Source organism: Rhodococcus sp. PvR044, from assembly GCF_040548995.1.
GTDB lineage: Bacteria > Actinomycetota > Actinomycetes > Mycobacteriales > Mycobacteriaceae > Rhodococcus_G > Rhodococcus_G oryzae.
This window is the reverse complement of the sequence record NZ_JBEPSX010000008.1, coordinates 122,638-148,167: the sequence shown is the minus strand read 5'-3', so window position 1 is coordinate 148,167 and position 25,530 is coordinate 122,638. Positions and strand designations below refer to the sequence as shown.

At 68.5% G+C, this 25,530-nt stretch carries 23 protein-coding genes; 10 read left to right on the top strand and 13 right to left on the bottom strand.

Going from position 1 to position 25,530, the window contains the following annotated elements:
- Positions 1–17: 17 nt before the first annotated feature.
- The gene (locus ABIC28_RS19085; protein WP_257017481.1) at positions 18–1,460 is read right to left on the bottom strand and encodes a threonine/serine exporter family protein; all 1,443 of its coding nucleotides are present in this window, start codon (positions 1,458–1,460) and stop codon (positions 18–20) included.
- A 1-nt stretch (position 1,461) separates the two neighbouring features.
- Positions 1,462–1,836 (bottom strand): nuclear transport factor 2 family protein, encoded by a 375-nt coding sequence (locus tag ABIC28_RS19080; protein WP_097211994.1) that lies wholly within the window; start codon positions 1,834–1,836, stop codon positions 1,462–1,464.
- A gap of 150 nt (positions 1,837–1,986) precedes the next feature.
- Here ABIC28_RS19080 and ABIC28_RS19075 point away from each other — a divergent pair, with 150 nt between their 5' ends.
- The 3 genes from ABIC28_RS19075 to katG are packed head-to-tail and all read left to right on the top strand — an operon-like array spanning position 1,987 to position 7,897.
- Positions 1,987–5,163 carry a multicopper oxidase family protein gene (locus ABIC28_RS19075; protein ID WP_354580313.1) on the top strand — a complete coding sequence of 1,059 codons (3,177 nt, stop codon included), beginning with the start codon at positions 1,987–1,989 and terminating at the stop codon, positions 5,161–5,163.
- Between the two features lie 42 nt (positions 5,164–5,205).
- Positions 5,206–5,721: a Fur family transcriptional regulator gene (locus ABIC28_RS19070; protein WP_502945049.1), complete on the top strand. Its 516-nt coding sequence runs from the start codon at positions 5,206–5,208 to the stop codon at positions 5,719–5,721.
- On the top strand, positions 5,708–7,897 hold the full coding sequence (gene katG / locus ABIC28_RS19065; protein WP_354580309.1) for a catalase/peroxidase HPI: 2,190 nt from the start codon (positions 5,708–5,710) through the stop codon (positions 7,895–7,897). The genes ABIC28_RS19070 and katG overlap by 14 nt, the downstream gene beginning before the upstream one ends.
- Positions 7,898–7,958: 61 nt before the next feature.
- Here katG and ABIC28_RS19060 read toward each other — a convergent pair whose 3' ends face one another.
- Positions 7,959–9,137, bottom strand: a complete 1,179-nt coding sequence (locus tag ABIC28_RS19060; protein ID WP_354580307.1) for an acyl-CoA dehydrogenase family protein — start codon at positions 9,135–9,137, stop codon at positions 7,959–7,961.
- 290 nt (positions 9,138–9,427) lie between these two features.
- Here ABIC28_RS19060 and ABIC28_RS19055 point away from each other — a divergent pair, with 290 nt between their 5' ends.
- Entirely contained in the window at positions 9,428–10,279 is an 852-nt protein-coding gene (locus ABIC28_RS19055) for an alpha/beta fold hydrolase (RefSeq protein ID WP_354580305.1), read from the top strand.
- 5 nt (positions 10,280–10,284) lie between these two features.
- Here the strand turns inward: ABIC28_RS19055 and ABIC28_RS19050 are convergent, their stop codons facing one another.
- Entirely contained in the window at positions 10,285–10,845 is a 561-nt protein-coding gene (locus ABIC28_RS19050) for an AraC family transcriptional regulator (protein WP_354580303.1), read from the bottom strand.
- A gap of 135 nt (positions 10,846–10,980) precedes the next feature.
- On the opposite strand from ABIC28_RS19050, the gene ABIC28_RS19045 reads away from it, so the two are divergent.
- Positions 10,981–11,415, top strand: coding sequence for a YjdF family protein (locus ABIC28_RS19045; RefSeq protein ID WP_354580301.1), 435 nt, complete (start codon positions 10,981–10,983; stop codon positions 11,413–11,415).
- A gap of 29 nt (positions 11,416–11,444) precedes the next feature.
- On the opposite strand, the gene ABIC28_RS19040 is transcribed toward ABIC28_RS19045, so the two are convergent.
- Together ABIC28_RS19040 and ABIC28_RS19035 are read right to left on the bottom strand one after the other, a co-directional pair.
- Positions 11,445–12,758, bottom strand: coding sequence for an alpha/beta fold hydrolase (locus tag ABIC28_RS19040; protein ID WP_269589072.1), 1,314 nt, complete (start codon positions 12,756–12,758; stop codon positions 11,445–11,447).
- Positions 12,759–12,872: 114 nt separating this feature from the next.
- Positions 12,873–13,823: a helix-turn-helix transcriptional regulator gene (locus tag ABIC28_RS19035; RefSeq protein ID WP_209927608.1), complete on the bottom strand. Its 951-nt coding sequence runs from the start codon at positions 13,821–13,823 to the stop codon at positions 12,873–12,875.
- Between the two features lie 94 nt (positions 13,824–13,917).
- Between ABIC28_RS19035 and ABIC28_RS19030 the strand changes: the two genes are divergently transcribed.
- The 4 genes from ABIC28_RS19030 to ABIC28_RS19015 all read left to right on the top strand — a co-directional run bounded on the left by ABIC28_RS19030 (position 13,918) and on the right by ABIC28_RS19015 (position 16,403).
- Positions 13,918–14,331 carry a VOC family protein gene (locus ABIC28_RS19030; protein WP_097211880.1) on the top strand — a complete coding sequence of 138 codons (414 nt, stop codon included), beginning with the start codon at positions 13,918–13,920 and terminating at the stop codon, positions 14,329–14,331.
- Position 14,332: 1 nt separating this feature from the next.
- Positions 14,333–14,962 (top strand): YdeI/OmpD-associated family protein, encoded by a 630-nt coding sequence (locus ABIC28_RS19025; protein ID WP_097211881.1) that lies wholly within the window; start codon positions 14,333–14,335, stop codon positions 14,960–14,962.
- Positions 14,963–14,974: 12 nt separating this feature from the next.
- Positions 14,975–15,982, top strand: coding sequence for an alpha/beta fold hydrolase (locus tag ABIC28_RS19020; RefSeq protein ID WP_097211882.1), 1,008 nt, complete (start codon positions 14,975–14,977; stop codon positions 15,980–15,982).
- Positions 15,983–16,061: 79 nt separating this feature from the next.
- Positions 16,062–16,403 carry an SdpI family protein gene (locus tag ABIC28_RS19015; protein ID WP_143548456.1) on the top strand — a complete coding sequence of 114 codons (342 nt, stop codon included), beginning with the start codon at positions 16,062–16,064 and terminating at the stop codon, positions 16,401–16,403.
- A gap of 132 nt (positions 16,404–16,535) precedes the next feature.
- On the opposite strand, the gene ABIC28_RS19010 is transcribed toward ABIC28_RS19015, so the two are convergent.
- From ABIC28_RS19010 to ABIC28_RS18980, 7 genes are all read right to left on the bottom strand, one after another.
- A complete protein-coding gene (locus ABIC28_RS19010; protein ID WP_354580297.1) occupies positions 16,536–17,096 on the bottom strand; it encodes a dihydrofolate reductase family protein in 561 nt (186 codons plus the stop codon).
- Between the two features lie 17 nt (positions 17,097–17,113).
- Positions 17,114–17,458: a PepSY domain-containing protein gene (locus ABIC28_RS19005; protein WP_097211885.1), complete on the bottom strand. Its 345-nt coding sequence runs from the start codon at positions 17,456–17,458 to the stop codon at positions 17,114–17,116.
- 37 nt (positions 17,459–17,495) lie between these two features.
- A complete protein-coding gene (locus ABIC28_RS19000; protein WP_269589068.1) occupies positions 17,496–18,467 on the bottom strand; it encodes an antibiotic biosynthesis monooxygenase in 972 nt (323 codons plus the stop codon).
- Between the two features lie 10 nt (positions 18,468–18,477).
- Entirely contained in the window at positions 18,478–21,204 is a 2,727-nt protein-coding gene (locus ABIC28_RS18995) for a molybdopterin-dependent oxidoreductase (RefSeq protein WP_354580294.1), read from the bottom strand.
- Positions 21,201–22,028: an FAD binding domain-containing protein gene (locus tag ABIC28_RS18990; protein ID WP_097211888.1), complete on the bottom strand. Its 828-nt coding sequence runs from the start codon at positions 22,026–22,028 to the stop codon at positions 21,201–21,203. The genes ABIC28_RS18995 and ABIC28_RS18990 overlap by 4 nt, the downstream gene beginning before the upstream one ends.
- Positions 22,029–22,183: 155 nt before the next feature.
- Positions 22,184–22,849 (bottom strand): response regulator, encoded by a 666-nt coding sequence (locus tag ABIC28_RS18985; RefSeq protein WP_097211889.1) that lies wholly within the window; start codon positions 22,847–22,849, stop codon positions 22,184–22,186.
- Positions 22,846–24,036 (bottom strand): sensor histidine kinase, encoded by a 1,191-nt coding sequence (locus ABIC28_RS18980; protein WP_354580291.1) that lies wholly within the window; start codon positions 24,034–24,036, stop codon positions 22,846–22,848. Before ABIC28_RS18980 ends, ABIC28_RS18985 begins: the two co-directional genes overlap by 4 nt.
- A 216-nt stretch (positions 24,037–24,252) precedes the next feature.
- Here ABIC28_RS18980 and ABIC28_RS18975 point away from each other — a divergent pair, with 216 nt between their 5' ends.
- Positions 24,253–25,479, top strand: a complete 1,227-nt coding sequence (locus tag ABIC28_RS18975; protein ID WP_257017482.1) for a serine hydrolase domain-containing protein — start codon at positions 24,253–24,255, stop codon at positions 25,477–25,479.
- Positions 25,480–25,530 lie beyond the last annotated feature (51 nt).

The following is a 25,530-nucleotide window of genomic DNA, read 5'->3' as shown; positions in this document are numbered from 1 at the left end:
CGGCGCAGGCGCATTGACTACAACGCCCGATTCTGACCCGACCTCCGTCGGCTCAGGGTCGGGCGTTTCAGCGTTCCTGTACGGCGCAGGATCCGCGGCCGCCGCATGGTCCGGGCGATCCACTCGCCGAGCGTGACCCCCGCGGCGAGCGCACATCCGATGCCGAAGGCCGACAGCAGCGCGCTGAAGCCGTCCAGTAACTCGTTGTTGAGCAGGGCGTACAGGCCGCGGTACAGGGCGAGACCCGGCAACAGCGGGGTGATGCCCGCGACCGCGATCACCTGCGGCGGGGTCAGCGCCCGGCGGGCCAGGATGCCGCCGACGGAGCCGACGACGGTCGCGGCGATGGCCGAGGCGATGACCGGGCCGATGCTCACGCTCAGCGCCAGGGCATAGACGAGGATGCCGGCGGCGCCGCCGATGCCCGCGATGGGCAGCGCCCGCCGCTCCGCGTAGCAGGCCACCGCGAAGAACAGCGAGGTGAACGCGCCCGCGACCACCTGCACCGGGATCTGGGCAAGCGCGGGCGGCGGGACGGTGGTCAGCACCGGCAGCGTCGAACCGAGGGCGCCCGCGATCCGCAGCGAGATCGCGACGCCCGCGATGATGCCGCCGGTCATCATGAGGACCTCGAAGAACCGCGCGACGGCGGTGATCGGTGCGCCGGTGATCGCGTCCTGCACCGAGCCGACCAGCGACAGCCCCGACAGCAGCACGATCACCCCTGCCGCGATGATCAGTGACGGCCGGATGGTGATGCCCAGCTGGTCGCTGAAGGTGTACAGCAGGCTGGCGGGCGCGGCGGCGATCAGTCCGCCCATCACGTGCTGGAAGAAGAACGGGAGCCCGATGGCGTTCAGCCTGCGGTTGACCCGGTCGATGACCATGGTGGTCAGAAAGCTGACGACCGCCACCAGCAGGTTGCCGCCGAGCAGCACCGAGGCGGAGGCGGCCATCGACGCCCACGCCAGCGTCGCCGTCCAGCGGTTGTAGGGATGCGGCGCGCGGGTGATCCGGGTCAGCTCGTCGTGCGCGTCGTCCGGGCTGACCGCCTCCGTCCGCAGTCGGCGGGTGAGCCGGTCGACCGCGGCGAGCCGGGTGAAGTCCAGCGACCGGTAGTGCACGATCCGCATGGTGGCGGCGGGCGGCATCGTCGGACCGCGGTGCGCGCTGATGCGGATCGCGTTGTAGGTGACGTCGACGTCGCAGCGCGCGAGCCCGTAGCTCGCGGCGACGAACTGGACCTGCGCGGTGGTGTCCATCGCGGAGGTGCCGGACGCGAGCAGCACCTCGCCGGATCGGAGGGCGATGTCGAGGACCTCGGCGACCTTGGCGTCGTCGGTCAGGTCGATCGGCTGGAGCGGCGCGGGGGCCGATGTCTGGTCGTCGACCACCGCCCGCTCTTCACCGATCAGCCGGTTCAGCGAGGTGAGTGCGTCGCGCAGGCGCCCCCTCGCCACGTCAGGACACCGCGTCCGCTTCGCTCAGATCCGTTGCCGCAAAAGCTGCTTCGAGGTCGTTGTGCCGGAAGATCGAGGTCACCTGGTCGTGCACCACTCGGAAGGCGGTGGCGACGGTCGACTTCTCGTCGGGCTTCGAGGCCCAAGAGGCCTCCTCCTCGACCACGACGACGCCCTCGTGCACGAACATGCGGCCCGGGGTCAGGGTCATGCCCGCGCTGGAGGCCCACTCACGCAATGCTGTGAGACCCTGTCCGGCACCCTGCGGACCGCCCACCTCGACGTCGTCGCTGGACAACGCGAGGAGGGTGTCGATGTCGGAATCGTTCAGTGCGTCGTGCCACGCGAGAACCGTGGCGATCTCCGAGGTGCTCATGCCGTCCACGCTATCGGGTTTCCCGCCGCGGGGGCCGCGCACGGGCCGAGCGCCGTTTCGTGTGCGACCGCCGCGGCGGCGAACTAGGCTTTTGAGGCGCTGACGCTGGAGCGCCGGTGCCCGTATTCGTTCACGGAACGGGGCAGCGAGATGGTCGCGAATCGTCGAAGGCCGATCTCTGTCGTCGCGTGCGCTGCGTTCGCCATGGCGCTGGTCCTCACCTCGTGCTTCTCGACGACGGGGGAGCCGGGGGTCAACGCAGGTCCAGACGGCGCCCCCGCCTCCTACCGGGAGCCGGTCAAGCTGTCGAGCGAGGACGGCGTGCTCGAGGTGCGGCTGTCGGCCCACCAGGGCAAGGTCGCCCTCGACACGGCCTCGGGGCCGGTCTCGAATTTCCTGCTGTTCGGGTACGAGGTCATCCGGGGGACGGCATCGGACGGCTCGACCGAGGGCGAGGACGTGTACCCGGCGCCGACGCTGCGGGTCGATCCGGGCGAGCGCCTGATCATCCACTACGACAACGACCTGCGGGGCCTGACGATCGAGGACTTCAACGACCCCGCCTTCACCCCGGCAGGCGGCGACGTGCCGATCTACCCGCAGGCGCTGGAATCCGCGCCGCTGAACCTGCACACCCACGGGCTGCACGTGAGCCCCGACGGCAACGCCGACAACGTGCTGCTCGACATCCCCGCCGGGATGGGCAACCGTTACGACTACGCGGTTCCGGAGGACATGCCCAACGGAATGTACTGGTACCACAGCCATCGCCACACCCTCACCGCGCAGCAGACGTACCTGGGGCTCGCCGGTCTGCTGGAGATCGGGCGGCCGGACGGAAACCTGCCGCTGGTGACGCAGAACGAGATCCCGATCCGCGACATGGCGTTGCAGTACAACTTCGTCGTCGACCGCAAGGGCAGCGGGCGCCAGCTGAACAACGCGTACTGGTCGCAATGGGTGAGCACCTTGAAGCCGCCGGAAGGAGCACAACTCGCCGACGGCACCTACCGGCCGAGCCTGGCCCCGGTGAACTTCGACCAGACGACGAAGGGCTCCCGGTACATCACCAACTGGTATGCCGGTGCACTCTCTCCGGCCAACCATCGGGGGCAGAACCAGTTCATACCCGGCAACCTGCAGACCTTCACCAGCGACACGGTGACCGTCGCGGCGGACCCGTCGCTGCCCGACAACCAGCGCGACGTCCAATTCACCGTCAACGGCCAGTTCCAGCCGGAGCTGAAACTCGAACCGGGCCAGACGGAGATCTGGGTGCTGGCCAACATCAGTGACATCGCCTACATGCCGGTCCGGCTCACCGAGACGGCGACGGGCACCCATCCGACCTTCGCGATCGTCGGGCAGGACGGAAACCCCTTCACCCGGGTGGAGCCGCCGGTCGGCGGCGACGGCACCCGGCTCGTCATCCCTCCCGGCTCACGGTTCGCGATCGCGGTGACGATGCCGAAGACCGGCGACCTCGTCCTCGACATCCCGCCGCTGGAGGGGGCGAAGCCGGTCACCAACCCGGGCGTGCTCTACACCAACGACGGCACCGAGAACCCGCCCGCGGTGCTGGGGACGGTGACCGTGGACCCGTCGGTGATCAGCTACGCCGACGGCTTCTTCACCTTCCCCACCCAGACGCTGCTGCACGCGACCCCCGATAGCGGGCAGGGACAGACGACGGCCTTCGAGCCCGGCCAGAACCTCGACGCCTACACCTCGTTCGTGGACACCTCGGTGATGACGCCGGACGTGAAGCGGACGCTGACGGTCTCGGGCGGCTTCGGCAACGACAAGGCCAGCAACAGCGATCCGAAGGCCTTCACCTACGAGTTCGACGACAACACCTTCCCGAACATCCCCCTGCTCCAGCCGCGGCTGAACTCGGTGGAGGAGTGGACGGTCACCAACCTCAACAACGACGAGCATCCGATGCACATCCACGTCAACGATTTTCAGGTGATGGAGGTCGTGGACCCGGTGGCGGGCACCAGGACCGGTGTGCAGCCGTGGGGCATGGACAACGTGAACGTCCCCGCGCCGGTGACCGATGAGAACGAACAGGCGCTCGAACCGGCCTCGGTGACGCTGCGGACCAAGTTCACCGAGTACACCGGCACCTTCGTGATCCACTGCCACCGCCTCAATCACGAGGACAACGGGCTGATGGCGCTCGTCAGCGTGATCCCGGAGGTGTCCACGTACGCGGTCGCGGTGCCGGGGTTGCCGGGCACCCCCGCGACGGTGCGGGTGCATGACGGCAACGGCGACAAGGTGATCGCCGCCGTCACGCCGTTCCCGTCGTTCGAGGGCACCCCGACGGTGGCGATGGCCGACGTGAACGGAGACATGGTGCTCGACCTCGTCGTCGGCACCGGCGCGGGCCCCGAGTCGGAGGTGGTGGCCTACGACGGCGCCGACCGCGCCGACGGCGCGTTCAGCGCCGAGCTGACCCGGTTCGCCCCGTTCGACCCCAGGTTCCGCGGCGGGGTGAACGTCGCGGGTGTCGATATCGATGGAAACGCCTTGGCCGACAACATCATCGTGGGCACCGGCCCGGGCGCCCCGACGCAGGTCAAGGTGTTCTCCTCGACGCTGCCCGCCGGGAAGGGTGAGGCACCGGAGGTGTTCTCGAGCTTCACGCCGTACCCGGGGTCCGAGGCGGGGGTGTCCGTCGCGACGGGGCTGGTGGACACCGCCTCTGGCCGGGCCAGCATCGTGACCGCGCCGGGCCGGGGGGAGGCGCCGCGGGTGAAGACCTTCCGCTACGACCTGTTCGAGCCGACCGCGGCCGCGGCGGCGTCGAAGAGCGGCCACGGCGGGCACGGCGGCACGGGCGCGAGCGGCGGCGGCACCGACGATCCGACGATGACGTCGGAGTTCCTTGCCTTCGACGAGGGCTACCGCGACGGCGTCTCGCTCTCGACGGGCTGGGTGGCAGGCGCCGAGGGCGGCGCGAAGAGCATCGTGACCGGCATGGCGGGCGGGGCGGGCACGGTGCGGGTGTGGTCGAGCGGCTCGCGGCTCGACGGCGCGCCCGGGATGTACCTCGACAGCCCGGATCACCACTCGGGCCCAGTGGATTTCCGCCAGATCGCCTCGTTCGAGCCGTTCGCGGGCGGCGGGGTGCAGGTGGCCACCACCAGCACCACCACCGGCGCGGACCTGCTCGTCAGCGGCGCCGGTGCGACGGGATCCGAGGTCCGCAAGTTCGGGCTGGGCCGGGCGGACCCGCAGTCGACGACGCTGACGCCCGCGCCGCTTGGGGCGCTTCCCCCGCTGCCCGCGGCGGGCGCGGTTCCGCTGGGCGGACGGTAGTTCCGCGATCGACCCCGAAAACTCTTGACCGAGTCCAGAACAATGCGCCATTGTATTGATGTGCCCTCCGCGAGGGAATACGCAGCGCATTTGCGCGCGGCAGAGCTTCGCGTGACCCGCCCCCGGGCCACGGTGCTCGAGGCTGTGCACAAGCACCCGCATGCCGACACGAAGACGATCTACGGAGCCGTGCGGGCCGTCCTGCCCGAGGTCTCCCGCCAAACCGTGTACGACGTGCTGCAGGCACTCAGCGATGCGGGCCTGGTGCGGCGGATCCAGCCGGCGGGCACCGCCGTGCGGTACGAGGCACGCGTCGGCGACAACCACCATCACTTCGTCTGCCGTTCCTGCGGGGTCATCGCCGACGTCGACTGTGCGGTCGGCGCGGCCCCCTGCCTGACCGCGCCCGGCGACAACGGCTTCGTCGTCGACGAGGCCGAGGTCACCTACTGGGGATCGTGCCCCGACTGTTCGGCAGCACAGGTTTCGCGACCAGGTTCGCGATCGCAGTCCGATTCACCCACTCCTGGAAGGAAGGACCGTCGTGTCCAACAGTGAAAGCGAATGCCCGGTAATCGGCTCCCCGAGCCCGCAGGAGCACCGGCCCAGGACCAACAGGGACTGGTGGCCGAATCAACTGGACCTGCAGGTTCTCCATCAGCACTCGCCGCTGTCCAACCCCATGGGCGAGGACTTCGACTACGCGGCAGAGTTCGCCACGCTCGACGTGGACGCGCTGAAACGGGACGTCATCGAGTTGATGACGGCGTCGCAGGACTGGTGGCCTGCCGATTTCGGACACTACGGGCCGCTGTTCATCCGGATGAGCTGGCATGCGGCGGGCACCTACCGCATCGCGGACGGCCGTGGCGGTGGCGGTGAGGGCGCACAACGGTTCGCCCCCCTCAACAGCTGGCCGGACAACGCGAGCCTCGACAAGGCACGGCGGTTGCTCTGGCCGGTCAAGCAGAAGTACGGCCGGAAGATCTCCTGGGCGGATCTGCTGATCTTCGCCGGCAACTGTGCCTACGAATCGATGGGGTTCGAGACGTTCGGCTTCGGTTTCGGCCGCGAGGACATCTGGGAGCCCGACGAGGTGTTCTGGGGGCCGGAGGACACCTGGCTCGGCGACGAGCGTTACACCGGCGACCGGGAGCTCACCGGTCCCTTCGGCGCCGTGCAGATGGGCCTGATCTACGTGAACCCGGAAGGGCCCAACGGAAACCCGGACCCGCTCGCCGCGGCCGTCGACATCCGCGAGACCTTCCGCCGGATGGCGATGAACGACGTCGAGACCGCCGCACTGATCGTCGGCGGCCACACCGTCGGCAAGACCCACGGCGCGGGACCGGCCGACCTCGTCGGGCCCGAGCCGGAGGCAGCGCCGATCGAGCAGCAAGGCCTCGGCTGGAAGAGCTCCTTCGGCACCGGCGTCGGTGGGGACGCGATCACCAGCGGCCTCGAGGGCACCTGGACGCCCACCCCGACCAGGTGGGACAACAGCTTCCTCGAGACCCTGTACGGCTACGAGTGGGAGAAGACCAAGAGCCCGGCCGGTGCGTGGCAGTACATTCCCAAGGACGGCGCCGGGGCGGGCACCGTCCTCGACGCGCACGATCCGTCGAAGTCCCACAGCCCGGTGATGCTGACGACGGACCTCTCGCTGCGCCTCGACCCGGTCTACGGGCCGATCACCCGGCGCTGGCTGGACCACCCCGAGGAACTCGCCGACGAGTTCGCCAAGGCCTGGTACAAGCTGCTGCATCGCGACATGGGGCCCGTCTCGCGCTATCTCGGCCCATGGGTTGCGGAGCCCCAGTTGTGGCAGGACCCCGTCCCCGACGTCGATCACGATCTGGTCGGGACGGACGAGATCGCCGCGCTCAAGGCCACGGTCCTGGGGTCGGGTCTGTCCATTCCCCTGCTGGTCGGTGCGGCATGGGCGTCGGCTGCCTCCTTCCGCGGCACCGACAACCGCGGCGGGGCCAACGGGGCGCGGATTCGGCTTGCGCCGCAGAAGGACTGGGAGTCCAACAACCCGGCAGGCCTGGCCGAGGTGTTGCAGACGCTCGAGCGGATCCGGGGCGACTTCAACGGTGGGAGGTCCGACGGCACGAGGATCTCGCTGGCCGACCTGATCGTCCTGGCGGGATGCGCGGCGGTGGAGCAGGCGGCGAAGAACGCCGGGCACGACGTCACGGTCCCGTTCACGCCGGGCCGCACCGACGCCGCCCAGGAGCAGACCGACGTGGAGGCGTTCGAGGTGCTCGAGCCCAGGGCCGACGGGTTCCGCAACTACCTGCGCGCCGGGGAGAAGCTGCCCGCCGAGCGGCTGTTGCTGGACAAGGCGAACCTGCTGACGCTGACCGCCCCGGAGATGACGGTCCTCATCGGTGGGATGCGCGCGCTGAACGCCAACGTCGGGCAGTCCGGGCACGGTGTCCTCACTGCCCGTCCCGAGACGTTGACCACCGACTTCTTCGTGAACCTGCTCGACATGGGCACGGAGTGGAAGGCATCGGCCGAGTCCGAGAACGTCTACGAGGGCCGCGCCCGCGGCACGGATGAGGTCAAGTGGACGGCCACCACCGTCGACCTGGTCTTCGGTTCGAACTCGCAGTTGCGCGCGCTCGCCGAGGTATACGCGAGCGACGATGCGCAGCCGAAATTCGTGGCGGACTTCGTCTCCGCGTGGGACAAGGTGATGAACCTGGACCGCTTCGACCTCGCCTGATCGCGGCACGGCGCCCCGCAAGCCGACTCGGCTCGCGGGGCGCTCGCGTTTCCTCGATCGGTCAGATCATCGCGCGGTGCGCGCCCTGCGGCTCGCCGCCGAGCTGCGTCAGCGCCGACGAATGGAAGATCGAACCGGGCACGTGAATCGCGTGCGACAGGCCGGCGTGTGCGTCCCGCCAGAAGCGCTGCATCGGCGTCTTCATCTGCAGCGCACCGCCGCCCGACCGCGCGAAGATCTCGTCGACCGCGCGCACCGCCCGCCACGCGGCGGCGGTCTGGGTCCGACGGCCGATCGCGCGCTGCTCGAAGGTGACCTCCTTGCCCTGGTCGGTGAGGTCCCAGAACCGGTCCACCGTCTCGAGGATCGCCGCCCGCGACGCGGCGATCTCCGCCGCAGCCTCGCCGATCGCGAACAGCACGTACGGATCGTCCTTGATCGCCGTGCCGGACACCGTGATCCGCTCGCGCTGCGCGTTCAGATGGCAGGCCAGCGCCCCCTCGGCGATGCCGATCAGCGACGAGGTGATGCCCAGCGGGAAGATGCACGAGAACGGGAAGTTGTACAGCGTCTGCGTGCGGCCGGCCTCCTTCGGCGCGGTGCCGTCGAAGACCTTCGCCGCCTCCAGGGTCCGGTGCGTCGGGATGAACGCATTCTTGACGATCACGTCCTTGCTGCCGGTGCCGCGCAGACCGACGACGTCCCAACTGTCCTGGTCGATCTCGTAGTCGCTGCGCGGCAGAAGCACGTGCAGGATCTTCGGCGGCATCTGCGGCTTGCCGTCCTGGTTTCCGACCATCGCACCGATCATCACCCACCGGCAGTGGTCGGTACCCGAGGAGAACGACCAGCGGCCGTTGAGGACGTAGCCGCCGTCGGTCGGGACCGCGACACCCATGGGCGCGTACGGCGAGGCCATCCAGGTGTCGGGGTCCTCACCCCACACCTCCTCCTGGGCCTTCGGGTCGAAGAACGCCAGCTCCCACGGGTGCACGCCGACGATGCCGCTGACCCAGCCGGTGGCGCCGTCCATCGCGCCGATCGCCATCGCGGTCTCGGCGAACTCACGGGGATGCGATTCGAGGCCGCCGTGGTCCTTCGGCTGCAGCATCCGGATCACCCCCGATTCACGCAGCCGCTTGGCCGAGGCATCGGTGAGGCGCATGAGCCTGTCGCCCTCGGCACCGTTTGCGCGGATCTCGTCCGCGTACTGCTCGATCCGCTCGTGAACCTGACCCATGACTTCCTCGTCTCGGTAGAAGTGCCGGCTGATTGACTCCAAAACTAGAACAAGTTCCATGCTTGCGGAAGGGGAACGAACTCATCGGTTTCCTTCCTGGTTCCGGCCGGGGGCCGCCGCATGTCGGCGATCGAGTCATGGGTTTCAGCAGGTAAGTGTCGATATTTGGGGCGATGTCGGGTCTCGGGCGTGGTGGCCGCACGCCTGGATTTGGTGTCGCGAATCACTGAAGTTGGGGCGATCTGTCGAATCGGGCGCACACAAACTAGAATGTGTTCTAGTGTCGAGTGATGGACGTGACCTACGAGGGGACCAAGAGGGAAGTCGCTACCGACAAGGGGGTGTTGCGCTACCACGAGGCAGGCGAGGGACCGCCGCTGATCCTGTTGCACGGCTCCGGTATCGGAGTCAGCGGCTGGCGAAACTACCGGGGAAACCTGGACGTCTTCGCCCAGCATTTTCATTGCTACATCCTGGAGTTCCCTGGATTCGGCGTGAGCGATCCGGTGGACGGGCATCCCGTGCTCACCGCGGGCTCGTCGGTGATCCGCTTCATGGACGCCCTCGGTATCCGATCGGCCGCGATGATCGGCAATTCGATGGGCGGCGTCGTCGGCGTGAACGTGGCGATGAGGCACCCCGAGCGGGTCGGCAGGCTCGTCACCATCGGCGGGGTGGGACCGAACATCTTCAGTCAGAACCCGAGCGAGGGCACCCGGCTACTGCAGGAGTTCGCCGACGGCCCGAGTCGCGAACGGCTGGTTCGCTGGCTCGAGTGCATGGTCTACGACCCGGCGGTGATCACGGAGGAGCGGGTGGAGGAGCGCTGGGAGACCGCCAACGACCCGGCGTCGCAGAAGACGCTGGCGGCGATGTACGGCTCCACAGCGTTTGCGGCGCAGCAGCAGTTGATGGCCTCGTCGGATGCGCCGCCGTACTGGTCGCAGATGCACAAGGTGCAGTGTCCGACCCTGCTCACCTGGGGCAGGGACGACCGGCAGTGCCCGCCGGACATGCCCATGGTGCCGATGAGACTGATCCCCAATGCCGAGCTACACGTGTTCCCGAACTGCGGTCACTGGGTGATGGTCGAGGCGAAGGAGGCTTTCGAGCGAATTGCCATCGAGTTCCTGCGCCGCTGAGGGTGTTACCGCCGCAGTGGAACCCAGAGCTGGCACAGGTGGCGGGTGAGCAACTCCGATGTGTACATCTCGAAAATCGGTTCGCCGTCCACGGACAGCCCGCGAGTTTCGATTTCCTCGAAGATGCTCGACCATGCCGCACCCACGCCCTCCGTGGTGTGCGGCACATCGAATACCGCGTAGTGCCCGCCGCGGAGGCAGCCGACGCCGACCGCGCCGTCGACTTCGAGATCGTCTGTCACGACGATCGCCGCGTCGTAGCGGCACTCGTCGGGCGGCGTCACCGAGGGATCGTCCCTCGGAATTCCACACAGGATCGCTCCGTCGTCGAGTAGTCCCCGACGAGACGCCCACTGCTTTATCTCGGCCATCGCCTGGGCGTTGCCCTGTCCGAACGGTCCGGTCACGCGCACGAAGGCGAGGCGATGATTCGGAATGTGGTGAAGCGTCATGCGCATGATTTCTCCCGCTGTCGTTGGTGTGGCAGCGAAGGTATCACGGTATAAATCGGCTCTGACCTGCATTTTTAATACATGCGATACGCTCACCGTGATTGCTGGTCGCACGAATTGCACAGTCCGGAGGAAGTCCGGATGGCACGTCCCGATGGGTCCTCGGGCCCCCGGCTCGGGCGTGTTCGTCACTTCGCCGTCGAAGACTCCTGATGCTGCCAGGTTGCCTACGCATACCTGGAGGTTGAAATGAGTTCCACGACGTTCACCGTCTTCCACGACGGACAATTTTGGGTCGGTCTGCTCGAGGTCATCGACAACGGCGAATTGCGCGTAGCCCGTCACGTGTTCGGGTCCGAACCGAGCGGGCCCGAACTCTACGAGTTCTCGCTGCGCGACTATGGCGCGTTGTCCGCTCTCGCGCACCGCTCGCCCTCGGTGCCGGTCGACCAGCGGCGGGCGGCACCGCGGTCGGTCAATCCCAAGCGGCTGGCGCGGCAGGTCGCGAAGGAACGAGCCCGGCCGGCCGTCTGCACCGCCGCGCAGGAGGCCGTCAAGCAGAGCATTTCCGAGAACGCCACTGCCAGGAAGTCCAGGAGAAAGCACCTTCGCGACGCCGCCGAGGACACGCGCCGACAGATCGCCCGGGCGAAGGCGAAGGCGCGGCACCGGGGAAAGGCTTGAACGGCGCACCGACCGGGGTCCTTGCGCGGTCACCGTGAGGCGTTGGCGAACCCGGGCGGCGGCTCGGCCCCCTCGTATCGGGGGAGTGCGGGTCGGCCGTCCGTCAGGAACGCGACGACGGTCGCGGTGTACAACTCGGGCCTGTCGGCGGCGATGGCGTGGCCGGCGTCGGGAATCAACACCATCGTCGAATTCGGAAACGTGTCGCGGTATTCGCGCGTCACGGGCCAGGACTTGTAGTCGTACTGGCCGCGCATCACGAGCACTGGGACGCGCAGGTTCCGCAATGCCGGACGGGGGTCGTCGACCGATGCGAGATCGGCGCCGGTCATCTGGTTCACCCAGTAGCCGGGTGGCGACGCCGGAACGAGATCCGCTCGACGGTCGGGAGCCTGCGCCAGCGGGGCGAGAATCTCCAACTGCCGCCGGAACATTTCGTCGGCCTCGTTGTCGGTCCAGAAGCTATGCGCGGCAACGGGGTTGATCGCCTGAAGGACGGAGGCTGTGAAGACGCGCGGGGAGCTGCCCGTCTCTTCGAGCTGGGCGGTCATCGCCGGGGTCTCATGAGCTCTGATGTTCCCATCCGACCCGTCCGGGTATTCCGGCGCCCACAGTGCGCCGGGCGAGCTGACCACGATCCCGGCGACGCGGTCGGGGTGGGCGGCGGCGTACCGCGCCGCGAGGATGCCGCCCCAGGACTGACCCATCACCACGATCCGGTCAGCGGCGATGACCTCCCGGATTGCCTCGAGATCGCGTACCTGCCGATCAACGGTGTAGTCCTCGACCTGGGACAATCGACTCGAGCGGCCCGACCCGACCTGGTCGTACGAATAGACGTCGTACCCAGCTGCCGCGAGCTCAGCGCTCGAGGGCGGTAGGCCGTCTCCCGCGGTGCCGGGCCCACCATGCAGGAAGATCACCGGCATCGAACGGGTCGCGCTGCCCGCCGCGGGCAGGTGCCGGTACGCGATGTTCGATCCGGTGGGCAGGTCCCAGTAACTGCTTGCCGAAACGACGGCGCGATCGTCCTGGTGCGCCGCCCGTCCCACGAGCGCATAGCCGGTTGCCGCGCAAACCAGGCCGAAGATCGTCGCACACGCCAACAGATTCAGCGCGGGTACAGGTTTGCGCGCCATGCGCGCCCACAGGCGCCCGGCACCGTATGAGCAGACGATCACCGTGATGATCGCACACAGCGTCAACATAGGAACGGAATCGAACAGCGCCGCCGATGCGAAGAACACCGCCGCCCCTGCGAGCGCGGTGAGCACCAGGGCCACCGTCACGACGATCAGGGAAGTGATTCGGCGCCCCAACGACTCCGGCGATCTGGATGCCATATGCGGTCCTCTCGGGGGCAACTGAACGACCTAGCCGAGACTAGGTCGCAGTGGCCGGCGAGAACATCAGGGATGTCCCCCATTTCCGGCCAGGGGTCGTCCGCCACGGGCAGTTCACTGCTCGCCGGCATAGCGGCCGGCGAGCTCGATTCCGATGCGCGCCAACTCGTCCCGTACCGACCGCGGCTCGAGCACCTCGACGTCCGCGCCCCAGCCGGCGAGGTTGCGGGCGATGTCGAGCGGGGTGGGTGCGGCGAGGCGGACTCGGGTGCGGCCGTCGTCGGCCTCGCCGTCGGTGTGGCAGTGGCGGCCGAAGTGGTCGCGCAGGATCGGCACGAATCTCGGTTCGATCAGCACGGTCGCCCAGGTGGCCGAGCGCCGTTCCTCCATCTTCCCGGTGACCTCTTCCCAGGCGGCGGCGAGCTCGAAGTCGGCGGGCCGGTCGGCGGGCTGGTCGGTCGTCTCGGCGTCGGCGATCCGGTCCACCCGGAAGGTTCGCCTGCCGCGCTCGGTCCCGGCGATCAGGTACCAGGTGTCGTCCTTGTCGACCAGGCCCCACGGGTCGACGAGGCGTTCGCTCCGCTCGCGGGCGGCGTTCACATAGGTCAGCCGGACCCTGCGCCTGCGGACCACGGCGGACTGGAGCTGGTTCACCATCTCGGGTCGGCGCCGATCCCGCTCGCCCCAGCGGGTCGGGTCGATCATGGTGGCGCCCGCGGCGGCCTCGGCTTCGGCCCGAAACGTCTGCGGCAGAGCACGTACGAGCTTGCGCAGCGCTGCTTTGGCCTCGCCCGAGACCGCCGCGGCGGGGCCGACGAGCAGGAACAGGGCCTGCGCCTCGTTGGACGACAGGCCGGACAGGTCCGTGCGGGCGCCGCCGACGAGCGCCCAGCCGCCACCGCGACCGGGCTGCGGGTATACGGGGATGCCCGCCGCGGACAGTGCCTCCAGGTCGCGTCGGGCGGTGGCGACGGACACCTCGAGCTCGTCGGCCAGCTCGGCGGCCGTCACCCGGCCGCGGGACTGCATGAGCAGGAGGGTGGCGACGAGTCGGTCTGCGCGCATGTTCTTCAGTTTCCCCGTAAAAGTGCTCAGTTGGTGAGCACTTTGGTCGGAAAGATGGTTCCTGTCACCAACCGAACGAGGGAAGGAACCACCGATGTTGCGAGGACTCACCACCGTCAGCTTCTTCGCCGACGACGTCGCGGCCGCCAAGGATTGGTACACCGAGGTGCTCGGGATCGAGCCGTACTTCGCCCGCGAGATCGACGGGCAGATCGCCTACGTCGAGTTCCGCATCGGCGATTTCCAACACGAGCTCGGCATCATCGACGGCCGGTTCGCGCCCCACGACCGCTCGGACAAGGCCGGTGGCCAGGTGACCTACTGGCATGTGGACGACGTCGAGTCCGGCTTCGAGCGGCTCCTGGAACTGGGCGCCACCGCGCACGACAAGCCGACCGAGCGCGGACCCGGCTTCGTCACCGCCTCCGTTGTCGATCCGTTCGGGAACATCCTCGGCATCATGTACAACCAGCACTACCTCGACATCCTCGGCTCGAAGGAGGCGTGAGATGACCGGCGTGAGCACCCCCGACGTCAGCGCCTTCGCCCCGCGCACCACCGCCGACTGGCGAGACTGGCTGGCGCGAAACGGCCAGTCCGAGAAGGAGATCTGGCTGATCATCCACCACAAGGACAGCGGCACGCCGAGCCCGCGCTACCACGAGGCGATCGAGCAGGCGCTCTGCTTCGGCTGGATCGACGGCCTGCACCGCAAGCACGACGCGGATAGTTCCCGGCTGCGGTTCACCCCCCGCAACCCGCGCAGCACGTGGAGCCGGGTGAACCGGGAACGCGCGGCGAACATGATCGAGCTGGGCCAGATGACCCCGCACGGCCAGGCCCTGATCGATGTCGCCAAGGCTGCTGGGACCTGGCAGGTGGTGCCCGACGACGGCGCCGCGCTGCCCGACGATCTGTGGGAACCGCTACACCGCAACGAGGGGGCCCGCGCCAACTTCGAGGGCTTTCCGCCGTCCTCGAAGCGGCTGATCCTGGAGTGGATCGCGACGGCGAAGCGGCAGGAGACGAGGCAGCGACGGATCGATCGGACGGTCGAGCTCGCAGCGGTGAACATTCGGGCCAATCACCCAGGGGTGCGGGCAGGCGCCGGTGCCCTCCCGCACAGCGTCGCGGTGTGACACGCTGAGATCATGCGCGCCACTCCGGGCGGGCGCCTGGCCGCCCTGCGGTTCGCGGCGGCCGTCCTCGGCGTCACGGCGTCGCTGATCGCGTGTGGCAGCCAGGAGGAGAACCCCGCGGGCAACACGGTGCCCACGGCGGACACGCCGCAGGCCGACATCGCCCGGACGTTCGACATCGGCGACGGGCGGCAGATGTACCTGGAGTGCCGCGGCACCGCATCTCGCGATGATGACGTCCCGACGGTGGTGCTGGTGCCCGGCGCAGTCGCCGCTGCGGACACCTGGAGTGAGGTCGCCGATCAATCCGGTGACATGGTGCCGAGCGGGTCCGCCGTGTATCCGGAGGTCGGCGCGTTCACGCGGGTCTGCTCCTACGACCGGCCCGGGACCGCACGCGCGGGCGACGAGTTCACCCCGTCCACGCCGGTGTCGCAGCCGACCGACCCCGAGCGGGACACCGCCGACCTGCACGCGTTGTTGACCGCGGCGGAGGTGCCCGGTCCCTACGTCCTCGTCGGGTGGTCGTACGGGGGACCGATCGCGAGGGTGTACGCGGGCACCCATCCCGACGAGACGGCCGGTCTGGTCCTCGTGGACGGCATGTCGGAGTTCCTCGAGAACGAGCTGACCCCCGCCGAGTTCTCGGTGTTCCTGCGGATGAACGAGCTGGACAACGAACGCCGCACCGCCCAGTGGGCGGACGTCGAGCAGCTCGACCCCGCCGCGATCTTCCCTCAACTGCGCGCCGCCCCGCCGGTTCCCGAGGTGCCGGTCGTGGTGCTCAGCGGTGACACCTTCGACCCGGACGCCTTCCGTGCCCGCCTGCCCGCGGACGCGCCCGCCGACTACCCGGAGGTGTTCTGGCGGGCGCAGCTGGCGTCGCAGGACAGTCTCGCCCTGCTGTTTCCCGGCGCGCAGCACATCACGAAGACGAACAGCGGCCACAACATCCACAACGAGTCGCCGCAGCTGGTGGTCGACGCGATTCGTGAGGTGGTCACGGCGGCGGGCGGCTAGGACACGGGTCAATGCCTGCTCTCAGAGCACGTTCAACGGGATATCAGACGGTGAGGTTGCATGTGTAAGAGTGCGCTTCATGACAATGAACGATGCTCCGGGCGACCTGATCATGGTGGCCTGGGTGTTTACCGGGTTGCTGCTTCTGCTGGTCGTGGTCTGTCTTGCCGCAGGCCGCGGAGCGATACCGGTCAACTCCTTCGTCGGTATCCGTATCCCCGCATTGAAGCGCAGTGAGGCTGCGTGGCGGGCAGGGCATGCGGCCGCTGTGATGCCCGCGGCGATCGCGTTCGTCATCGCGGGCATGTGCAGCGGGATCGGACTCGTCGCGCCCGTCGCCTATTGGGGCACGATCATCGCGATGGTGGGCGGAGTGATCTGGGTGTTCGTCCGCGCTGCGAGGGCTGCCGCCGTCGCCTGAGCCGCAGGCGTCCCGCCTGGCGGCCGGGGTCCAACCTCGTTCACTCGTCCTCGGCAGGCACGCGAGCCGCCGTGATGTGGGTCAGCCAGCCCGACCCGACGAAGCCCAGGAACTGCGCTTTCGGGAACCCGGTCAGGCCTTCCCATACCGCGAGTAGGTGATGCCACAGCGGAAGGCCTTCGCGTCGAGCAGTGCCAACTCCGGTATCTCGAACCCGTCGGGGAACAACCGGCGGCCCCGGCCCTGCACGACCGGATAGACGAACAGCCGGTACTCGTCGACGAGTACCGCCTCGATCAGGGTGTGGCACAGCATGATGCTGCCGGTGACCACGATGTCCTTGCCCGGCAGCATCTTCAACGCGCGGATCTCCTCGGCGGGTTCGCCGGAGAGGACCGTCGAGTTCTGCCACTGCGGGTCGATCATGGTCGAGGAGACGACGTACTTCTGTACTCGGTTGAGGTAATCGGTGATCCCCGTGGCATCCTCGGATTGTTTCGGCCAGTATCCGCGTAGGTCCTCGAAAGTGCGCCTGCCCACCAGAAACCCGTCGGCTGCACGGTCCTGGCGGTGCGACTCCTCGAGCAGATCAGAGTTGTCCACCCCGCCCTGGCCCTGGGGATCGAACCACTCTCCCAGCATCTCGATCGAGCCGTCGATGGTGATGTTCTGCGTGATTGCCAGCGTGCGCATCTCGGCGTCCCTGCGGATCAGTTGTCGGGCACGACCGCGCCGGTGGCGGCGTCGACGTCCACGTCGTAGTCCCAGCCTTGGGTGTTGCGGATGTGGACGTGCCACACCGTCTTGCCGTCGTGCTGATTGGTTTCGGAGGAGACGATCGTGCCGCCGGGGACGGTCGCGAGGGCGGCCTGCTCGGCCTTCTCCTTGCTGACCGCCGCCATCGCCGTCGTGCCCGTGGACACCGGAGCGGTCGTCACCGCCGCGGTCGCGGACGTCGTGGAGGTGTCGTCGCTGTCCGAGTCACATCCGGCCAGCAGCAGTGCCGCCGCGGCGATGGGGATCAGGCTCGCGCCTCGCACCGTTCTCGTGTTCATCGTGGTTCCTCGATTCCGTAGAAGGTGAACTCCTCTGTCAGGGCAGCGTCCAGAACTGTCTCGTCACGAGATAGAACACGACCACCCAGAATGTGTTGACCCCCGCGACGATGGCGATACCCCGGAGATTCGTCCTGCCTTCAGGCACGTCCGCGGGCGGCCGCAGCCAGCGTCGCAGCAGTGGGTTCACGTAGCGCGGCATGGTCACGAAGGTCATGGCGAAGCTGGAGAACAGGTTTCCGATCAGCAGGCCCAGCCACAGCGGCATCTTCAGCGGGGACAGCGCGAGGGTGAGCAGCACCACGGTGGGGTAGAGGCCCACCCAGACGGCGATGGAGGTCTTGACATCGGACGGTGGCGGCGCCTCGTTCCCCTTCTCGTCGAAGGCGAACCAGCTGCCGAAGGAGTTGTCGACGGTGCGTGAGGAGAACTCGTGGAACCTCTCGCCCTCGGTCAGGAGCTGCTGCCGCTTGTTGGAGGTGAGCCACGTGAAGAGGTTCGCGGCGTTGTCGTAGCGGTAGAGCGCGGTCCACTCGTCCTGGATGCCCTCGATGGGGCGGAACAGTTCGCTGCCGCGAAAGCCCTCGAACTTGCACTCCGCCAGCCGCATCCGGTTCTGCCACTCGAGGAAGTCGTCGACGTTGTCCGGCGCAACGCGGTGGGTCACGACGACCGTCACGAGCTGATCGGTCGGCCGGGATCCGCCGGTGATCACCTGCTGCGTCGCGGGGCCGTCGAGGTACTGCTGACCCCGGTCGAGCCAGGCCTGGCGGGTGGCACTGTTCACCCATGCCTGCACGTTGGCGACGGAGTCGAAGCGGTAGACCACCACCCAATCGGGTTGCACGGCAGTGGGTGCCGAGATCTGGGCGCCGAGGAAGCCGGCGTAGTGCGAGGCGGCGACGTTGATCTCCTCCTGCCAGGCCTTGAAGGCCGACTCGCAGCCGCGGCGCACCCGCTGCCCGATGATGACCGTGGCGGTGTCGCGGGTGCACTCCTCGGCTGCCATGGCCGCCTCCCTACGGGCGCACCGACGGGGCGCGGGTCCGCGACAGGGCCAGTGGGCCGTAGATGCGCTCGGGTGTCAGGGGCAGCGCCCGGAATTGCACCCCCGTCGCATTCTGGAGGGCGTTGGCCAGCGCGGGCGCGACCGGGTTGATGCAGCACTCCGCCATGCCCTTCGCACGCATCGGCCCGACCGAGTCCGCCGAGTCGACCAGGAGCACCTCGGTGCGGGGCACGTCGGCATAGGTGGGGATGCGGTAGTTGCGCAGGTTCGGGTTGACCATCGTCCCGGCGCCGTCGACGAGGAAGTTCTCGGTCAACGCGAAACCGATGCCCTGCGCGACGCCGCCCTCGATCTGCCCGCGCACCTGCGCCGGGTTGATGATCACCCCGGCGTCGGTGGCCTGCACGCTGCGCAGGACACGGATCTCGCCGGTGACCCGGTGCACGGCGATCCGGAAGCCGTGCGTGTTGGACACCACGCTGCGCGGCGAGCCGTACGCCTTGCGGGCGGCGGTGAACCGGATGCCGCGGGCGCCTGCGGCGAGCTGGAGCACGGTCAGCGGTACGCGGGTGCCGTCGCAGACGACGCCGCCGTCGTCCATGGCACAGGCGGCGACGTCGACCCCCGTGTGCGCGGCGGCGAACGCGAGGATCCGGTCGCGCAGGGCGTTCGACGCCCGCAGCACGGCGTTGCCGGACACGAACAGGCCCGCGCTGGCGAAGGCGCCGGTGTCGAAGCCGGTGCGGTCGGTGTCGGACTGCACCAGGCGGATCCGCGACGGCGTGGTCCCGAGCTGGTTCGCGGCGATCTGCACGTGCGCGGTCGAGGTGCCCTCCCCGAACTCGACGGTGCCGACGGCGAGCTCGTAGACGCCGTCGTCGCCGAGCGTCACCCAGGCCTCGGAGACGTGTTCGGTCGGGGGAGCGGTCTCGTGCAGTGAGCTCGCGGCGCCGGTCCCCACGAGCCAGTCGTCACCGGCGGGCGGGTCGGAGCCGCCGTGCCGCAGGGCCTCGTCGACCAGGTCGATGCACTTTCCGAGCCCGTCCTCCGCGAACACGACGTCGTCCGGTCCGTCCTCGAAGGCGACCAGGGAGTCGCCCGGGCGCACGATGTTGCGGCGGCGCAGCTCGAGCGGGTCGATGCCGAGCGCGACCGCCAGCTCGTGCACGGCGGACTCCACCGCGAACGCGGGCTGGGTCATGCCGTAGCCGCGCAGCGCGCCGCTCGGCACGGTGTTGGTGTACACCGAGTACGCGTCGTATTTCTTGTTGGCGCACCGGTAGATCGAGACGGCGGCCCCGCCCGCGAACAGCGTCTCGCCGCCGTGGTTGCCGTAGGCGCCGGTGTTGGAGACGTTGCGGATCTTCATCGCGGTGAGGGTGCCGTCGGCCTTCGCGCCGAGGGTGACCGTCAGCTTCATCGGGTGCCGCGGCGAGGCCGTCGTGAACTCCTCCTCCCTGGTGAACTCCAGGCAGACCGGGCGCCCGGTGTCCAGCGTGGCGAGGGCAACCAGGTCCTCGGAGATCACCTCCTGCTTGCCGCCGAACCCGCCGCCGACCCGCTTGCAGAACACCCGCAGCTGATCGGGGCGCAGGGCGAACAGGTGGGCCAGCTTGACCTTCGCGATCGACGGTGACTGGGAGCTGGTCCGCACGTGCAGGCGGCCCTCCGCCATCCACGCGATGGACCCGTGCGTCTCCAGGTGCGCGTGCTGCACGCGCGGGGAGAAGTAGGTGCCCTCGTGGACGACATCGGCCTCGGCCAACCCGGTCTCGACGTCTCCGACGTGCCCGTGCAGTTCGAGCAGGATGTTGTGCACGGGGTCCCGCACGAACGGGTCGTGCGAGCCGTGCAGCGCGGGCGCGCCGTGGGCCATCGCCTCCTCTGGGTCGAACACCGCTGGCAGCGGCTCGTACTCGACGACCACCCGGCGGCAGCCCTCCTCCGCGGCCCCGACGGAGTCGGCCAGCACCGCGACCACCCGCTGCCCGACGAAGCGCACCGTGTCGTCGAGGATGTAGGTGTCGTCGGGATCGACGAGGTGATCGGTGTGGATCGCGGTTGTGAAGCGCTTCCGCGGCACGTCCTCCCAGGTGTAGACGCGGTGCACGCCGGGCACCGCGAGCGCGGCGGTCTTGTCGATCGAGATGATGCGGGCGTGCGCGTGCGGCGAGTGCAGCACCTTCAGGTGCAGCATCCCCTCGATCTCGGTGTCCATCGTGAACTCGGCGCGGCCGGTCACCACGTCGGTGGCGGCCGGGGCGGCGACGCTGGTGCCGACGGCGCGACCGGGGAGCGCGTCCTCGATCCCCGTGACCCCGTGCACGGCGTCCTCGATCGACCGATAGCCGGTGCAGCGGCAGAGGTTGCCCTTGAGCGCGCGGGGCAGATCCTGCTTCTGGGCGTCGGTGAAGGTCGCCGACGTCATGATCATGCCCGCGGTGCAGAATCCGCACTGGAAGCCGGGGGCATCGCGGAACTGCCGTTGCAGCGGGTGCAGATCCTCGGGAGTGCCGAGGCCCTCGATCGTGGTCACCTCGCGGCCATCCGCCCGGAACGCGGGGGTGATGCAGCTGTGCACCGGATCGCCGTCGAGCCAGACCGTGCAGGCACCGCAATCGCCTGCGTCGCAACCCTTCTTGATGCCGTGGTGGCCGAGCTCCCGCAGGTGCGTCCGCAGGCACTGGCCGGGTCGCGGCTCCTCGTCGAAGGTCTTGCCGTTCACCGTATAGGTCATGACCGGTCTCCCGACTCGAACTCGACGCGGATCTCCTCGGCGAAGTGCCGCGCGAGGTGGTGGCGGTGCTCGGGGGTGCCGTTCGGGTCGTCGAACCACAGGTCGTCGGGCAGGGAGTCGATGCTGCGCCGCATCGTCTCGGGGTCCGGCACGGTCTCGAACTCCATCCGCACCGGGCGCGTGGTGCCCGCCGTGATGGTGAGGGCGAGATCGGCGGTGCCGGGGGTCTGGGTGGCGATCATGAACAGGGTGGAGCGCCCCAGCCGGGTGAGGGTGAAGCGGCGGTGGGTGTGGCGTTTGCGCAGCGCGGCGGCCGGGATGTCGATGCGGCGCAGAACCTCGCCGGGCGCCAGCACATTCCGGTGGTCGCCGGTGACGAAGTCGGCCGCGTCGACGGTGCGCTGCGATCCGTCGGGCGCCCACAGCGTGTACGTCGCCTCGAGCGCCACGGTCATCGTGATCATCGGGCCCGCGGGCAGGGACATGCAGATGTTGCCGCCCACCGTCGCCGAGTTCCACACCTTGAACGAGGCCAGGAACGCCTCACAGCTCGTCCTCAGTAGCGGGCCGGCTCGCCAATCGCTCTGCGGCGCAAGGTCGTACAGATCACGAACCGTGCACGTCGCGCCGATCTCCAAGCCGGACTCGCTCGGTACGAGGGCGTCCCAGCCGAGTGCGGTGAGGTCCACCAGCCTGCGCAGCGCGGGCTGCGGAACGGAGAACAGCCACGTTCCCCCGGCCAGCCAGGCATCGCCCTCGCGCCAGTCCGCGCCGGGGCGGTCGGGTGGTCGCCGCACGACATCGCTGATGGTGTTGAGATCCATGGGACCGCTCCCGTCAGGGAATGTGTCGTGCCAAACATACGCCGACCGGGTCCGCGCGGGTCGGCGTTTGGGGCGCCGGGAGGCATATTCGTGCGGCCTCGTATGGCTGGTCCGGCCGGAGGGGTCTCGGTATGTCGCGGCTGGCGTGGCGGTGCTCAGTTTCCCGGGGTGATCAGGCCCGATTCGTATGCGAGCACCACGGCCTGCACCCGATCACGCAGGTCCAGCTTCGACAGAATTCGCCCCACGTGGATTTTCACGGTGCCCTCGGACACCTGCAGGTCGCCCGCGATCTCGCGATTCGACCGGCCGGCCGCGAGCCCGGCGAACACCGTCCGCTCCCGGTCGGTGAGCGCGTTGAGCACCGTGTCGCGCCGGGCCTGCCGGTCCGGTTCGGGCAGAAGCGGCATGAACTGGTCGATCAGGCGTCGGGTCGCGGTCGGAGCGAGCACGGCCTCCCCGTCGGCCACCGTGCGAATCGCGGCGAGTAGAGCCGTCGGGGGCGCGTCCTTGAGCAGAAACCCGCTGGCACCGGCCTTCAGGCCGGCATAGAGGTACTGGTCCACATCGAAGGTGGTGAGGATCAGGATCTTGCAGGCGGGCTGGGCGTCGAGAATGGCGGCGGTGGCCGCGATGCCGTCCATGGTCGGCATCCGGACGTCCATCATCACGACGTCCGGTTCGAGGGCCGCCGCCATCCGGACCCCGGTCGCGCCGTCCCCGGCCTCGCCGACCACCTCGATATCGGACTCGGCCTCCAGGATCAGCCGAAATCCCATCCGCAGCAGGGATTGATCGTCGACCAACAGCACACGGATCACGTGCTCTCTCCTTCGTCCAAGCGAAACCGTGCGGAGACCCGCCAACCGCGGGGCCCCATCGGACCGGACCGCAACACGCCGCCATATGTGTGGACTCGCTCCCGCATCCCGATCAGGCCGCCGCCCCCGCCGGACGGCGTCGTCGCCGCCCCGGCACCGTCGTCCTCGACGTCCACCCGGATCTCGCCGGGCAGGTACCGCAGCCGCACCGAGGCGCGGGTGCCATGGCCGCCGTGTTTGAGGGTGTTGGTGAGCGCCTCTTGCACCAGCCGATAGACCGTGAGCTGGATGGTGGCGGGTAGGTCGATGGCGTTCCCGTGCACCTCGAGTGAGGTCGGCAGTCCTGCGTCACGTACCCGGGCGATGAGCACGTCGAGTTCGGCCAGGTCCGGGACGGGCGCGAGCGCGCAATCTCCGGGGTTCCCGAGCTCGTTCTCGCGCAAGACCCCGAGCAGCCTCCTGGTGTCGGCCAGTGCCTGTCGACCGGTGGCGGACACGGTGCGCATCACCTCGATCCCGCGTTCGGGCGAGGTTGCGCTCGCGGCGACCGCACCCTCGCTGAGGGCAACCATGACGGTCAGGTGGTGCGCGACGATGTCGTGCATCTCGCGGCTGATCCGCGCGCGTTCAGCGGCCGCGGCCAGCTCGCCCTGCTGGTCGCGCTCGCGTTCCAAACGCACCGCGCGATCGCGGAGTTCGGCAAGGTATGCGCGCCGCGTCGATGCGTACAGTCCGAGCCCGAGTGCGGTACCGACCAGGCCCGACACGAGGATCGAGGCGTGCCACCAACTGCCGTCAGTGCTGCGGACGGTGGCGACGATCATGGCGAATTCGAGGACGGCCGCCGCCGCCAGCGCCTCCAGTCGCGATTGCGCAGCGGCGACGGTGTAGAGCGCGATGAGCAGGCCCAGGTCGGCGGCGAGGTTATCGTTCCAGAGTCCGGCGGCGACCGCGCTGATCAGGACCCAGGCGAATACCGGGATCGGAAAGATGCGCCGTACCGCCAGCGGGGCGAGCACGGCGACCAAGACCGCGATCGCGACCAAGGGCGGGCCCTCGCCGTCGTGGAAGAGGTCGGGCATCGCCACCGCCACCGCCAGCGCCGCGACGATCGCATCAAAGGCCCAGCGGGCCGACGAGCGGTCATCGAGATGTTCCGCAGGGCGGAGGCAACGCATGGTGGTCATTGTCGCGTGCGCCCCCTTCTATCGCCTCGGCGACTCCGACTCGATCGACGCTAGAACCACTATGCCCGTCTTCGCATCATCCGAGCGGACACATTCGGGGCCTGTCGGGTATGTCTCAAGGCCTATGCGCATGTACGCCGCAGGTCGCGATCTTTCTGAAATGCGTAGTCCTGTATCGGTTTTAGTGAATTCAACTGCTCTACTGGGTCGGCGTCCATGGTGGATGCGCTGGAGCGGGAGGGCAGGTCGATGTCGATCAATTGTGTGCGTTCGAGGAGGACCCTGTGCGCCGTCGTGGGGGCGCTCGTGGTGGCGGTCGGGGCCACCGGATGTGGTGGCACGGGTGAGGGCTCCGCGTCGGTTGGCTCGGAGTCCTCGGCGCCCGCCGGCGTGCAGATGGATCAGGCGACGACCGCGAAGCTGGATTCGGCAATAGCGGAGGCGGTCCGGAAGACCGGGGTACCGGGCGCGATCGTGGGCGTGTGGGGACCGAACGGCAGCTATGTCAGAGCAACGGGGACGGCGGACACCGCGACCGGGGCTCCCATGAAGACCGACTTCTACAGCCGGATAGGTAGCGTGACCAAGACTTTCACCGCGACGGCTCTGCTACAGCTGGTCGATGAGGGCAAGGTCGGACTCGATGATCCGATCTCGAAGTACGTCGACGGTGTGACCGAGGGCGACAGAATCACCCTGCGCCACCTGGCGGGCATGCGAAGCGGGCTGGCCGACTACACGTACGACGAACAGTTCGGCACCGATTTCCTCACCGACCCCAAGGGTGATTTCAGCCCTGGGCAGCTGGTGGGATACGTCAAGGGCGACCCGTTGCATTTCGAGCCCGGTGACCGGCTCGAATACTCCAACACCAACTTCATCCTGCTGGGGATGGTCGTCGAGAAGGTATCGGGGGACTCGATGAAGAACATCATCAAGGGGAAGATCCTTGAACCGCTGGGGATGAAGGACACCAACTTTCCCACGTCGAACGCTTTTCCGGAGCCGCACGCCCAGGGTTACACGACGCAGACGAAGGACGAGACGCTCGGGGTCGCGACCGATTGGAATCCGTCGTGGGGGTGGGCTGCCGGTTCGATGATCTCGACGCTCGACGATCTGCGGACCTGGGCGCATGCGCTGTACAAGGGCGACCTGCTCGATGCGGATACCCAGAAGCAGCGATTGCAGATGCTGCCGGCTCAGGGGATCGATGGCGTCGGGTATGGCCTCGGCGTCTTCGATGTGCGGGGATGGATCGGGCACAACGGGAGCCTGCCCGGCTACAAGAGCGTCGTCGTGTACCTGCCGGAGAAGGATCTGACCATGGTCATTCTGATCAACTCGGACGTCGACACGCTGGACACCGGGTCGAGCGGTGTCCTCGCCACCGCAATCACCGAGGTGATCAGTCCCGATCACCTCTACACGTTGAGCGGATAGGTCCGGTAGCAGGCCAGGCGCGCATCCGTGCTGTCGGTTTCGGGGCCTCGG

Coding starts and splice junctions, on each gene's coding strand:
- ABIC28_RS19080 (WP_097211994.1), bottom strand. CDS start 1,836: ATGAGCACCTCGGAGATCGCCACGGTTCTCGCGTGGCACGACGCACTG.
- ABIC28_RS19075 (WP_354580313.1), top strand. CDS start 1,987: ATGGTCGCGAATCGTCGAAGGCCGATCTCTGTCGTCGCGTGCGCTGCG.
- ABIC28_RS19070 (WP_502945049.1), top strand. CDS start 5,206: ATGCGCCATTGTATTGATGTGCCCTCCGCGAGGGAATACGCAGCGCAT.
- ABIC28_RS19060 (WP_354580307.1), bottom strand. CDS start 9,137: ATGGGTCAGGTTCACGAGCGGATCGAGCAGTACGCGGACGAGATCCGC.
- ABIC28_RS19055 (WP_354580305.1), top strand. CDS start 9,428: ATGGACGTGACCTACGAGGGGACCAAGAGGGAAGTCGCTACCGACAAG.
- ABIC28_RS19045 (WP_354580301.1), top strand. CDS start 10,981: ATGAGTTCCACGACGTTCACCGTCTTCCACGACGGACAATTTTGGGTC.
- ABIC28_RS19040 (WP_269589072.1), bottom strand. CDS start 12,758: ATGGCATCCAGATCGCCGGAGTCGTTGGGGCGCCGAATCACTTCCCTG.
- ABIC28_RS19035 (WP_209927608.1), bottom strand. CDS start 13,823: ATGCGCGCAGACCGACTCGTCGCCACCCTCCTGCTCATGCAGTCCCGC.
- ABIC28_RS19030 (WP_097211880.1), top strand. CDS start 13,918: ATGTTGCGAGGACTCACCACCGTCAGCTTCTTCGCCGACGACGTCGCG.
- ABIC28_RS19025 (WP_097211881.1), top strand. CDS start 14,333: ATGACCGGCGTGAGCACCCCCGACGTCAGCGCCTTCGCCCCGCGCACC.
- ABIC28_RS19020 (WP_097211882.1), top strand. CDS start 14,975: ATGCGCGCCACTCCGGGCGGGCGCCTGGCCGCCCTGCGGTTCGCGGCG.
- ABIC28_RS19015 (WP_143548456.1), top strand. CDS start 16,062: ATGACAATGAACGATGCTCCGGGCGACCTGATCATGGTGGCCTGGGTG.
- ABIC28_RS19010 (WP_354580297.1), bottom strand. CDS start 17,096: ATGCGCACGCTGGCAATCACGCAGAACATCACCATCGACGGCTCGATC.
- ABIC28_RS19005 (WP_097211885.1), bottom strand. CDS start 17,458: ATGAACACGAGAACGGTGCGAGGCGCGAGCCTGATCCCCATCGCCGCG.
- ABIC28_RS19000 (WP_269589068.1), bottom strand. CDS start 18,467: ATGGCAGCCGAGGAGTGCACCCGCGACACCGCCACGGTCATCATCGGG.
- ABIC28_RS18995 (WP_354580294.1), bottom strand. CDS start 21,204: ATGACCTATACGGTGAACGGCAAGACCTTCGACGAGGAGCCGCGACCC.
- ABIC28_RS18990 (WP_097211888.1), bottom strand. CDS start 22,028: ATGGATCTCAACACCATCAGCGATGTCGTGCGGCGACCACCCGACCGC.
- ABIC28_RS18980 (WP_354580291.1), bottom strand. CDS start 24,036: ATGACCACCATGCGTTGCCTCCGCCCTGCGGAACATCTCGATGACCGC.
- ABIC28_RS18975 (WP_257017482.1), top strand. CDS start 24,253: ATGGTGGATGCGCTGGAGCGGGAGGGCAGGTCGATGTCGATCAATTGT.